General features: G+C 53.8%; 8 protein-coding genes. 3 read left to right on the top strand and 5 right to left on the bottom strand.

Annotated elements, in window-relative coordinates:
* Nucleotides 1–88 precede the first annotated feature (88 nt).
* The 3 genes from ADH68_RS03160 (at nt 89) to ADH68_RS03150 (ending at nt 7,367) form a co-directional block, all read left to right on the top strand.
* Nucleotides 89–4,990 carry a pectinesterase family protein gene (locus ADH68_RS03160; RefSeq protein ID WP_068959842.1) on the top strand — a complete coding sequence of 1,634 codons (4,902 nt, stop codon included), beginning with the start codon at nt 89–91 and terminating at the stop codon, nt 4,988–4,990.
* Between the two features lie 145 nt (nt 4,991–5,135).
* The gene (gene tgt / locus ADH68_RS03155) at nt 5,136–6,266 is read left to right on the top strand and encodes a tRNA guanosine(34) transglycosylase Tgt (RefSeq protein WP_068959843.1); all 1,131 of its coding nucleotides are present in this window, start codon (nt 5,136–5,138) and stop codon (nt 6,264–6,266) included.
* 18 nt (nt 6,267–6,284) lie between these two features.
* Nucleotides 6,285–7,367: an LptF/LptG family permease gene (locus ADH68_RS03150; protein WP_068959844.1), complete on the top strand. Its 1,083-nt coding sequence runs from the start codon at nt 6,285–6,287 to the stop codon at nt 7,365–7,367.
* An 87-nt stretch (nt 7,368–7,454) separates the two neighbouring features.
* On the opposite strand, the gene ADH68_RS03145 is transcribed toward ADH68_RS03150, so the two are convergent.
* The 5 genes from ADH68_RS03145 to ADH68_RS03125 form a co-directional block, all read right to left on the bottom strand.
* A complete protein-coding gene (locus ADH68_RS03145; RefSeq protein WP_068959845.1) occupies nt 7,455–8,333 on the bottom strand; it encodes a nucleoside phosphorylase in 879 nt (292 codons plus the stop codon).
* 85 nt (nt 8,334–8,418) lie between these two features.
* The gene (dprA, locus tag ADH68_RS03140) at nt 8,419–9,537 is read right to left on the bottom strand and encodes a DNA-processing protein DprA (RefSeq protein WP_068959846.1); all 1,119 of its coding nucleotides are present in this window, start codon (nt 9,535–9,537) and stop codon (nt 8,419–8,421) included.
* A gap of 46 nt (nt 9,538–9,583) precedes the next feature.
* Nucleotides 9,584–9,985, bottom strand: coding sequence for an acyl-CoA thioesterase (locus ADH68_RS03135; RefSeq protein WP_068959847.1), 402 nt, complete (start codon nt 9,983–9,985; stop codon nt 9,584–9,586).
* Nucleotides 9,986–10,302: 317 nt separating this feature from the next.
* Nucleotides 10,303–11,097, bottom strand: a complete 795-nt coding sequence (locus tag ADH68_RS03130) for a DUF1573 domain-containing protein (protein WP_157755861.1) — start codon at nt 11,095–11,097, stop codon at nt 10,303–10,305.
* 119 nt (nt 11,098–11,216) lie between these two features.
* On the bottom strand, nt 11,217–12,239 hold the full coding sequence (locus ADH68_RS03125) for a BT_3987 domain-containing protein (RefSeq protein WP_068959849.1): 1,023 nt from the start codon (nt 12,237–12,239) through the stop codon (nt 11,217–11,219).
* Between the last annotated feature and the right edge of the window lie 9 nt (nt 12,240–12,248).

Here is a 12,248-nt window from a genome sequence, read left to right as displayed (position 1 = left end):
TTCTACTCCATCAGCCGTCAGTTTTTGCCGCTTTAAGGGATGCTTCCCCATCATAATTTTGCAGCATGTACAACCAATTATTATTATCATGAAAAAGTTCAGGCATTTTATGATGGCTACGGCTGCTGCCGTTATCCCGATGCTCATGTCTGCTCAGACTCTGTTTACATGCGGCGACAGCACTATGGCCGACTATGCGACCGACGGCTCGACTCCGACCCGCGGGTGGGGGCAGTATTTCGGAGCGTTCTTCAGCCCTGATGTCACGGTAATCAACCGTGGCAAGGGTGGAATGGATGTGCAGGGATTCTACAACAGCGACGCTTACTGGCCCGCAATCCGCAAGCAGCTTGCCCCAGGCGACTATGTTCTGTTGCAGTTCGCACACAACGATGAAAAAAATGGCGGCATGGACGGTCCGCGTCTATATGAGTATTATGCATCCAAAGGCGATATGCAGGCTGCAGCCGCTGTCGACAAACGAGGGTCGATACCTCACGACACATATGTGGCTACTCTGCGCCGGCTTGTGGAGGAGATACGGGCCACACAGGCTATTCCGCTCTTTGCATCGTCGGTGTGCCGTATGAATTTCTCCGGAGGAGATATACGTCGTGCCGGGCGCCATGACCTCGGCGACAACTTCAGCATACTTACTGCCGACGGCCCTACAACCGGCAATTCAGTACCTGCCGATGACCACTCGATGGATTTCCGCTGGCAGATGGAGCAGCTTGCCAAGGAACTTGACGTACCGTTCTTCGACCTTACCGAGTCGAGCCGTCAGTTGTTTGTGAAATATGGCGACGCCAAATGCCACGAACTCCTTTCCGACGGCCAGGGCTCCACTCATCTCAGTGTGGCAGGTGCGGCTCTCATAGCCCGACAGTGTGCCGAAATGATGAGCAACGCCGGCATACTTGCCGATAAAATCAATATCAGCGATGCCGGACTGAGCATTTCACCGGTTTCAGGCAACCTCGGCGAGGCATATGTCGGCAATGTGCTCACCAAGGAGTTTACCATCACCGGCTTCGGTCTAACTCCCGAAAGTGGTTTTGTCACAGTGTCGGCTTCCGATGGTTTTGAGGTCTCTGCCGATAAGTCGCGTTGGACATCGAGCGTCGACATATCCTACGACGGCGGCACTCTTATAGGCACATTCTATGTGAAGACCTCACTCAAGTCGGCCGGTGCAATAGAAGGCACACTCACTGCTACTGCTTCTAACTCATCGGTCACTTCACAGCTATCTGCCGTCGGAGTGCCTATCCCGGGCAGTGGTTCGGTGAGCCTTGCATGGCCGCTTGTTTCCGATGATGCTTATGCTCTCGATGGCGATGCCGTTGTGTCGGATATGCGTCTTGTCGGACTTGAGGCCAAGGGCTATGAAGGGGGAGCCCTGAACCTCGCTCCCGCGGGTGGATGGCCTGCGGGCGACATCGATGAGTCACCGACACGATACATCGAGTTTGGCATCACAGCTCCTCAGGGGAAAATATTGCAGATAAACCGCGTGTCGCTTGATGCAGCCGGTGCTGGCACCGATGCCATGCAGTGTCATGCCAGTGTCTCCACTCAGCCCGGTTTCGGCAATCCGCGCACATTCTACAGTCCCGCCGACATGCCCGATGGCGTTATGAACAGCGCGGTATCGGACGACCTTGTCACCCTCGCCCCGGGTGAAACGATGCTACTTCGCGTATATCCCTGGACTAAAGATGCTTCTGATACAGGCATACTGCGTATCTCCGGCGTGACATTTACAGGTTATGTGCAGAATTCTGTTACGGATGTCACACTGTCGTGGCCGCTCGACAAAGGAACGGACAATCCATCGGCCGCCGACACGTCGAGCGACGCTTTTGCATTCACAACCTATGCAGTAGGCTCCGATCTTACCGTCGCAGGCACCGGCAAGCCTGTAGACCGTACCGGCACCATGTATCAGCCTGTGGTAAACAACCAGAGCGGATTCACCGATGCTGCATCCGTCACTTTTACGGTAAGGCCTAAGAACGGTATTACATTCTGCCCTAAGAAAGTGTCGTTCTACGGCACGCGCAACGGAACAAACGGAGGTAAACTAAACTGCCTTCTTAATGTCGACGGTGCTGTTACCGAGCTCGGGACGAATCTTGAGCCCGTGCGCAACAACGACGATGCCAACGGACGCCAGCGCCTGTTTGAGTTTGACGTAGACGGTGTGGTGGTTTATAAAAACACAATGACACTCTCTATCGGTATCGCTTCACTCGGCAACAACAAGACTGTCACTCTCCACGACGTGGTAGTCGAGGGTGAGGTGTCGGGCTCTGAAGTCGCGGTGCCGGCATATGTAATTACTGCTGTTCCCGCAATCGTAGAGGCCGGTTCGGTGACTGTCACTCCCGCTACAGCTACTGTTGATGAGGATGTCGATGTCACTGTCGCAGCTACCGAGAACTTCGGTTACCGTTTCACAGGCTGGAGCGCCGGCGGAAAGATTGTGTCGACTGAAAATCCTTACACATTTCCCGCTAAAAACGACATAAACCTTGTCGCTGAATATGATGTCCTCACCGTATATCCTCTTGATATTAAAATCGAAGGCGGTGCCAATGACTATATGGTCACTGTCTCTCCCGAAGGACACCTTATCGACGGCGTGAGATATTATGAAGCCGGTACCGACGTCATGCTGTCGGCCGGCGGAAACCGTATACTCACCTTTACCAACTGGGAAGACAATACAACATCTCCCGAAAGGGAAATTAAGATGGACGGCGCCAAAAACCTGACCGCCACCTTTTCAGCCGCCGACTTTATTGTGGGCTGGGACTTTCACTACAACGAGCCCGCTTCGCAGCGTGCCGCCGACTTCAAGGCCGAAAGCGACAATTCAGGCATGATGTCGCTCCACAACGAAAATGGCGAGACCTCGTCGTGGCTCTCCCGCGGTGTGAGCCGTGGCGACGAGAACGGCAGATATGCCGCTCGCATATGGAAGGTGCGCACCTCGCGTCTGTTCTATGAAGCATCATTTTCGGCCAAAGGATATACCGGACTGAAAGTGACATCGGCTTTAAGCTGCTCCTATAATACCTACAGTCGTTTTTTCGTACAGTATTCCACCGACGGAAAGAATTACAACACCCTCGGTGAGACATCTCCCGGCAACCGCGTATGGACCGACTGTGAATTTGACCTCCCTGCCGACGCTGACAATGCCGACCGGGTGTATGTGCGCTGGTATCCCGACTTCGAATCTCAGCTGATTGGCAGCGAAACTGACTACGACGGTCTCGCGATAACCGATGTGTTTGTGCTCGCCTCTCCGGTCTCGGCCGATGACAATGTCGCTCCAAGGCTGACATCGTGTATTCCCGCCGATAATGCTACGGGCGCATCGGTCAATGGCTCTATTGTGCTTACTTACGACGAGAAAATCGTAGCCGGAGCTGCATCGGCGACACTCAACGGCGTTGATGTGGCTCCCGTAATATCGGGGAAGAGTGCGGTATTCCGTTACAGTGGTCTGGCCTACAACACTACTTATACGTTTTCCATGCCTGCCGGCGCTATTGCCGACCGCAGTGGCAATCCTGCTCCTGCACTGAATCTAACATTCACTACAATGGAGCGTGTGCGTCCTGATGCGCGTCTCTACGATGCTGTTGTAGCTGCCGACGGCTCGGGCGACTATACCACCGTGCAGGCCGCAATCGACGGTGCCCCCTCCGGACGTGTAAAGCCCTGGCTGATTTTCGTAAAAAACGGCAACTACAAAGAGCATGTCGATATCCCTGCATCCAAGCCGTTCATGCATATCATAGGGCAGGACCGCGACAAAACCGTAGTGCTCGACGACCGTCTCTGCGGTGGTGACAATGCCGTGCATGTGAGCGTAGGGGCAACTGTGGTAGTCAATTCCAACGACTGCTTATTCGAGAATATCACTATAGAGAATTCCTATGGACATGAGCAGAAAAACGGTCCGCAGGCACTTGCGCTCAATACATCGGGCGACCGCACTATCTTCAACAATGTAGCCATGCTCTCCTACCAGGACACATGGATTACTCCCGGCAAGTCGGCCTATCGCGCATATGTGAAAAACTCTCTCATAGAGGGTGCTGTCGACTTCATCTACAATAGCGGCGACATCTATGTGGAGAATACCACGCTGCTCATCACCCGCAATTCGGGCGGATTTATCGTCGCTCCTTCCCACGGCAAGGATGTGAAGTGGGGATATGTGTTCCGCGACTGCACAATCACTGCTCCCGGCGATCCTTCCAAGACTACCGTGTGGCTTGGACGTCCATGGCACAATTTCCCTAAGACCGTATTTCTTAATACCCGCGCCGAAGTGAATATTCCCGCTGCCGGATGGTATGAGACAATGGGCGGTCTCCCCGCAATATGGGCCGACTGGAACACAACCGACGCCAAAGGCAATCTGCTTGACCTGTCGCAGCGCCGCGACACATATTACTATACCGATCGCGAATCGGGAGAGCGTGTGTACGGCACTGCAAAAAATCATCTTACAGATGAGGAGGCGGCTGAATACACTCTCGCAAATGTGCTGTCGGGTTCCGACGCATGGCAGCCGGCTGTAAAGACCGAGGCTTGTGAGGCTCCTGCACCAGTCATTGAAGGCAACACACTCTCCTGGCAGCCGGTAGACTATGCCATATGTTATCTTGTAACCGACGGAGACAACGTTGTCGACATTACAATAGAGACATCGGTTGAAATTGATTCCGACAGAACTGAGGCCCACAGCTATGGCGTACAGGCTGTAAACGAGTTCGGAGGCCTTTCAGCCAGGACATCTCCCGGACTGTCGGGCATCAGTGAAATCAACGCTCCGGGCACTCTTGAGATAGTAGCCATATACGATATACATGGGCGAAGGCTTACTGATACTGTCAGCGGAGTCAATATCGTGTGCTACGCCGATGCGGCAGGCAATACCTGCGTGAAAAAACTCGTAATGAGGTAGAGCGATAATTTAGACCCCCGTTCCCAATATTATGCCGGCATAGTCATCTGATTATGCCGGCGCTTTTGTTGTATCATAGATTCCGATGTATTCCGCGGACGTGTTTTGACAGTTTCGATGAAAAGCGGTATCTTTGCAGGAAGATATGGAATTTCAGCTACAAGCAACAGACGCCCTGAGCAATGCGCGCGCGGGGCTTATAACTACCGACCATGGCCGGATTGAGACTCCCGTGTTTATGCCTGTTGGCACAGTTGGGAGCGTAAAGGCTGTGCACCAGCATGAGCTGCGCGATGATGTCAACGCCCAGATTATACTCGGCAATACGTATCACCTCTATCTTCGCCCCGGCACAGAGATACTCCGACAGGCCGGCGGTCTGCACAAATTCATAGGATGGGAGCGCCCGATACTTACCGACAGCGGCGGCTTTCAGGTGTTCTCGCTATCTTCAAACCGTAAACTCAAGGAAGAGGGTGCATATTTCCGCAGCCATATCGATGGCTCCAAGCATCTGTTCACACCTGAAAATGTAGTAGATATAGAGCGTATAATCGGCGCAGACATAATGATGGCTCTTGACGAGTGTCCTCCCGGCACTGCCGAATACGATTATGCAAAGAAATCGCTCGGCCTTACAATGCGCTGGCTTCAGCGTGGCTGGAAGCGCTATAAGGAGACCGAGGGACTTTATGGTTACCGTCAGGCATATTTCCCTATCGTGCAGGGTTGCACATATCCCGACCTGCGCCGTCAGGCCGCCCGCGAGGTAGCCGAGCTTGGCGCCGACGGCAATGCTATCGGAGGCCTCGCTGTGGGTGAACCCGCCGAGGTGATGTATGATATGATTGATATCGTCAATGAGATATTGCCCGCCGACCGTCCGCGCTATCTGATGGGAGTGGGTACCCCAGCCAACATTCTTGAGGCCATTGAGAGAGGTGTCGATATGATGGACTGCGTGATGCCTACCCGCAACGGTCGCAACGGAATGCTCTTTACCCGCCACGGCGTGATGAACATGCGCAACAAGAAGTGGGCCGACGACTTCTCGCCGCTACAGGAGGATGGCCCGAGCTATGTCGACCGGGCATACTCTAAAGCGTATGTGCGCCATCTGTTTGCATCGCAGGAGATACTCGGCATGCAGATAGCGTCGATTCATAATCTTGCTTTCTATCTGTGGCTCACACGTGAGGCCCGTGCCCATATCCTTGCCGGCGACTTCAAGCAGTGGAAGGCAGAGATGCTCGAGTGTGTGACACGTAAACTGTAACCGAAAACAGCCGGATTTATGAAGAAACCGTTTAAGATTCTCGACCTGTACATTATCAAGAAGTTTCTTGGCACATACTTCTTCGCCATACTTCTGATTCTGGCCATCACGGTGATGTTTGACATCAACGAGAAACTTGACTCGTTTCTGAAGGCGCCGATACATGCCACTATCTTCGATTATTTTCTCAACTTCCTCCCATATTTCGCCAATCAGTTCAGCCCGCTGTTTACATTCATTGCGTGTATCTTCTTTACCTCGAAGTTAGCTGACAATTCAGAGATTATCGCAATGCTTTCGTCGGGTGTGAGTTTCCGCAGGCTTATGCGCCCTTATATCGTGTCGGCCGCAGTGATTGCGGCTCTTACGTGGGTGCTTGGCGCGTACATAATACCTCCGGCCAATGTGAAGCGCATAGAGTATACCAACACGTATGTTAAAAACAAACGTGTCGACTATGGGAGCAACATCCAGATGATGGTGGCGCCGGGCGAGATAGCCTATATGAGCCGCTATGACAACACTACGCGCACTGGCTACCGGTTCTCGCTCGACAAGTTTGACGGAAAGCGCCTTGTGTCGCGCCTTACAGCCAATACCATACGCTGGGACTCACTCTACCACTGGCAGGTGCGCGACTATATGATACGCGATATCGACGGCATACGCGAGCATATAAAGCGCGGAAGCCGCCTGGACACGATGATTCCGTTTGAGCCGCGCGATTTCCTCATATCAAAGAATGACCAGGAGACGCTTACTTCGCCCCAGCTGCAGGAGTACATAGCGCGGCAGAAGGAGCGTGGTGTGGCCAATATCGAGGCTTTTGAAATCGAGAACGAGCGCCGCTACGCGATGTGTGCTGCGGCATTTATCCTTACTGTCATCGGCATGACTCTGTCGTCGAAGAAGGTAAAGGGCGGCATGGGCATCAATATCGGCATCGGCCTTGTGTTGAGTTTCAGCTACATTCTGTTTATGACAGTCACTTCGACATTTGCCATCTCGGGATATACGTCGCCGTTAGTGGCCATGTGGATTCCCAATATGATATATATTGTAATTGCGATAGTGCTTTACCGGCGTGCATCGGCAGGGTAAGGCGCGTAAACAGATACACACACATCGAGGCCCGCGACGTATCATCCATTGTCGCGAGCCTCGATGTGTGTATCTGGATGGAGTGTGTCAGATGCGGTCGAGCACGGTGGCGATGAGATCGCGCACGGCTGTCTTGTAGTTGGGAGTCGCCTGAGTGGACACTCGGTTGGCGATTATCGAGCACACGGTCATGGCGCGATGTCCCATGAGCAGAGCGAGTCCCTGGAGGGGCGCCGACTCCATCTCGTAGTTTGTCACCGGCTCCCCTTTGTAGCGGAATGCCTCGATGCGGCTGTTGAGGTCGGGGTTGGCCAGCGGCAGTCGCAGTTCGCGTCCCTGCGGTCCGTAGAATCCGACAGCTGATATCGTATGTCCGCGTACCATGTCGTCGCGGCCGATTTGCTCTACGAGTTCTTTGTCGGCCGGCACTACATATGGTGCCGCCCACAGAGGATTCCATCCCACATATTCACAGAATGCTTTCTCGTAGTCGAGGTCCGACACACTGTTGCGTCCGGCGTAGTAGTTGAGCACTCCGTCAAATCCTATGGAGTGGGCTGCGATTACCGGAGTGCCCACGATGAGTTCGGGCTGAAGGGCGCCTGAGGTGCCGATGCGCACAAGAGTGAGTGTGCGGTGGTGCGGTTTCACCTCGCGTGTGGCGAAGTCGATGTTGGCGAGAGCATCGAGCTCGTTGAGCACGATGTCGATATTGTCGGGTCCGATGCCGTGGCTTATACACATAATCGGTTTGCCCTTGTATGTGCCGCCGATGGTGTGGAACTCACGGGATGATACCTCGAATGTCTTTGTGTCGAAGAACGATGCCACCATGTCGACACGTGCGGGGTCGCCGACAAGGATTATGCGGTCGGTAAGCTGTTCGGGCAGTAGGTGGAGGTGGAATATTGAGCCGTCGGGATTGATAATCATCTCGGAGGCTCCGATGCGGCGTGGTGATGTCATATATTGGAAAACAGTTGGATTTTGGTTAATAAATATATTGTATATAACGCTCTTGTAAGCAAAAGAGATTACAGTAGAGTGAATGTCAGAGTGCGGGACGATATTTGCCTCCAGGATAGGTGAGTATATGTCCGGCAAATTCAAGCGACATGAGCATGGCCATCAGTTGCGACACCGGAATCGACAGGTCGACACACATCTGGTTGAGCGACCCTTCGCCCGACGCATGCAGATAGTCGATTATACGCTCTTCGTCGGGAGAGAGGAGTGGCAGGGATGGCTGTACGCCTTCCTGCCTGTCGGGTATGGCTTCCCATCCCATTGCTGCTATGAGGTCGTCGGCACATGTGATCAGCGCGGCCTGGTTGCGAGCAATCAGAGCGTTGCATCCACGGCTGTAGGTGTCGGATATGCGTCCGGGGAGCGCCATCACATCGCGGGAGTACGACATGGCTATTGAGGCGGTGGCGAGTGCGCCACCACGTTCGGCCGATTCGGCTACGACCACACAGTCGGCCATACCGGCCACAATGCGGTTGCGGGCTATGAAGTTGCCGCGATGAAGTGTGTCCTGCGATGCATATTCGGTCAGCATGGAGCCCCCGGCGCGAAGTATCTCGGCGGCTGTACGGCGATGGGCGGCGGGATACAGGGTGTTGAGTCCATGGGCCAATACGGCGACTGTAGGAATCCCGGCGTGGAGTGCAGCGCGGTGAGCTGTGATATCTATGCCGTAGGCGAGTCCGCTGACGATTACAGTGTCGGGGCCGAGCTTTGCGGCGAGGTCGGATACGAGATTTTCGACGAACGCGATGCCGTAGGGTGTAGCGCGGCGTGTGCCTACAATACTGATTATGTGTGGCGCGTTAAGCGACGTTTCGCCGAGGGTATAGAGGAGTAAGGGCGCGTCCTCGCATTCGGCCAGCCGTGCCGGGTAGTCGCTGTCGGTGAAGTATAGGGGCTTGACTCCGGATTTCTGCATGAATGACAGTTCGGCCTCCGCAGCCTCTGCCAGAGTGCGGCGATAGCCCGCGGCAATCATGGCGGCAGGCAGACAGGGCATGCGCGATGATAGTTCTTGCGCCGAGAGACTGAAAAAAGCCTCTTCGGAGTCGACATGCTGCAATATCTTTTCGGCCACAGAGGGATTTATCCCTTTTATGCGGCTGAATGCGATACGGTATATGGTTGTTCTGTCGGTCATGGCAATGGCGTGGGGTAGTGAGGAGTGGCTGATAGGGGAGGAGGTGTCAGAGATAGGCTTTGAAGAATCCTGCCAGTTCGTCGCCGCGTGTAAGGCGTCCGTTGAGTGTCGACACACAGCTCACCTTGCCTGACACCACGAGTTGTCCGTCGGCGTTGTATATGTCCTGGATGAATATGAAGCGGGCTCCCTTGCGGGTGAGGTTGAGGCAGCTGAGAAAGCGCTCGCCGAGGTGGAGGGGGGTGCGATAGTCGATTTCGACACGGTTGAGCACAGGGTCTATCCCTTGTGCGTGCATCTGCGCGAACGACATCCCGGCATGCTCGCAGAATTCATGGCGGGTATGCTCGAAATAGTGGAGATATATGGCATTGTTCACTATACCTTCGGCATCGACTTCATAGTCGCGGACCTTCATCGGGAGGGTAAATATATATTTCTGTTGCATGGGTATTCACGGTTACTACACAAATTTATGAAAAATAGACGAGACGATGAAAAGGTTGTTTCACATTATATAAGTTTTATTGAACTGCATCCCTGCAACCATGGTGAGATGCATAGTGTTTTAGTAGTGGTAGAAGTTGTTAGATACTGTGAAAGCAGGACATGGTACAACAGGTCCTGCGGCCTACAGCGCGGCGGCCTTTAACCCTTGCCGACGCGGTCTGCAATTTCAGCCACAGGACCACTGGAAATATGGTAATTCTCCGGTACGTATCCGATGTGAGGACGTGTGCCGGAGTTTTTTTGCCGGGATATTGTCTATTTTGCGGGGTGTACGGTAAGCGTAAGCGGCTGGAGAGTGAATCCGTTGGCTACGGGTGTGATAACGACTGTGGCCATACTGTCAAGCTGCGTCAGCATCCTCACGGTTACGTCAATCTTCCCTTCTTCTCCAGGCCTGAGGAGGTAGCGCTCGGGAATGTCGATTATCAGTCCGGCAGGGATTACTGCGGATGCCGCGCTATCATAGAGGCGATTGCCTTTGGTCTCTCCGGAGTTGATGTGGAATGTGAGATTGAGGGTTCCGGTAGAGTTGTTGCCGAATGAGAGCGAGCGGGTGCGTGTCGCACCTTGCGGCACTGTTCCGAAATTCATCACTTTGTATTCCATCAGCAGCCCGTGGCCGTAGTCGTAGCGGTATTTTTCGGTAAGCGGGTGGATACCCGGCGTTACATCGCCTTTTACCCATATGCGGTTGTATCTGTTGTCGGTGGAGAATACGACAATCTCTTTGCTGAAATGGCCCGGACGGTAGTCGGGGTCGAATGTCACGTCGACATATCCGGTGCGCCCCGGGAGCACCGGGCGGCGAGATACTTCGGCATGCACGCAGCTGCATCCCGAGCGTGCGCGTGTGAGTGTCACTGTGTCGCGTCCGGTATTGGTGAATACAAACCGGTGAGTCACCTTGCCGTCGGTCTCGCCTATGGAGCCGAAATCGTGTATCTTTTCGTCGAAACGCACCGATTCGTTGAGGGTCTGGGCAATTGCCGTCGGGCATATGGAGATGAGCAGGGTTATTAGTGTGGTGAGGAGTCGCATGGTGAGAGACATTGTCATTGATGATTAAGAAAGGGAGCAGACCCGGGGTTGTGCCGGAAGCTGCTCCCTTTCGGAAAGAGTAGTTATTATGAGTGTTTAACCAGTGGGTCTAAATCTGGCGCCGGCATTGATTATTCATATGCCCAGAACTCGGCCATAGCCTGTCCCTCGCCTGTGCCGCCATAGAAAGAGTGGGAAGTGAGGCGTACGTAGCGCATCTGGAAGGGTGCCCAGAACGCGAATGCGCAGTTGCGGCTGAGTCGGCTCCAGGTGCGGGTGCCCTGTACGGTCCATTCTTCTCCATCGACACTTGTCTCTATTGTGCCGTCTTTAATCGCGTAATAGTTGCCGAAGTAGTTGATCTGCACGCTGCTCAGTGTGTAGACTTTGCCGAGGTCGAAGGTGGTGATTACTTCCTCGTTGGTAGCATCGGCATGATTGGGGACGAAGTAGGCATAATTGTTGTTGTTGCCGTCGAAGAGTTTTTCGGTGCAATCGGCGCCTGCTCCGGTGGCGGGAACAAAGTATGAGGCGGTCCAGCCGGTCTTGTCGGTAATCTGTGTGCCTGTAGCCTGTGTGGCCGACTCGTTGACCATACCTGCTTTCACATCTGTGAGTACGCCGATATATGCGCATCCTACTGCCTGGCTCGGTGTTGCACCCGAGGCCGACGAGATTCTGATGGGCAGAAGATAGGCCTTTTCGGTAAGTTTCGACCAGTCGGCGTTGGCTGTGTTTACAGTCACGGCAATCTTGTCGTCCGAACGGTTTTTACCGGCTGGGATAGTCAGGGTGTTGGATGTGAGAGTGACTGTGATTCCGGCATCGGCGGGAATTGTCGCGTAGCCGGGCACCGACATGTCGGGGGCGACTTCGAGAGTGACCTGCATGTCGGACGGAGCGTTTTTGGTGCACATCACGTCGATTTCGATATCGCCCGGTTCTTCCATCACCACCGGTCCTATAGGAGTATGATATAATACATAGGTGAATGAGTTCTTGGGCATTCCCTCGGGGAAGTCGCCTGCGATGTTGACGTAAACGAGTGTGTCGGGGTTGCCTACCACATCGTATGTATCGTCATCGCCGCATGAGGTCATGGCAACAGAGCCGATGGCCAGTGCGCATATGCCTAAAAGATATTTTGTTTTCATTGTTGGATT

This window comes from Muribaculum intestinale (assembly GCF_002201515.1).
Lineage (GTDB): Bacteria > Bacteroidota > Bacteroidia > Bacteroidales > Muribaculaceae > Muribaculum > Muribaculum intestinale.
Note: the sequence above shows the minus strand (reverse complement) of the source record. Positions and strands in the feature narration are given on the sequence as shown.

What these genes read in the sequence shown, in the direction of transcription:
- ADH68_RS03160 (WP_068959842.1), top strand. Translation starts at nt 89, where the DNA reads ATGAAAAAGTTCAGGCATTTTATGATGGCTACGGCTGCTGCCGTTATC.
- tgt (WP_068959843.1), top strand. Translation starts at nt 5,136, where the DNA reads ATGGAATTTCAGCTACAAGCAACAGACGCCCTGAGCAATGCGCGCGCG.
- ADH68_RS03150 (WP_068959844.1), top strand. Translation starts at nt 6,285, where the DNA reads ATGAAGAAACCGTTTAAGATTCTCGACCTGTACATTATCAAGAAGTTT.
- ADH68_RS03145 (WP_068959845.1), bottom strand. Translation starts at nt 8,333, where the DNA reads ATGACATCACCACGCCGCATCGGAGCCTCCGAGATGATTATCAATCCC.
- dprA (WP_068959846.1), bottom strand. Translation starts at nt 9,537, where the DNA reads ATGACCGACAGAACAACCATATACCGTATCGCATTCAGCCGCATAAAA.
- ADH68_RS03135 (WP_068959847.1), bottom strand. Translation starts at nt 9,985, where the DNA reads ATGCAACAGAAATATATATTTACCCTCCCGATGAAGGTCCGCGACTAT.
- ADH68_RS03130 (WP_157755861.1), bottom strand. Translation starts at nt 11,097, where the DNA reads ATGTCTCTCACCATGCGACTCCTCACCACACTAATAACCCTGCTCATC.
- ADH68_RS03125 (WP_068959849.1), bottom strand. Translation starts at nt 12,239, where the DNA reads ATGAAAACAAAATATCTTTTAGGCATATGCGCACTGGCCATCGGCTCT.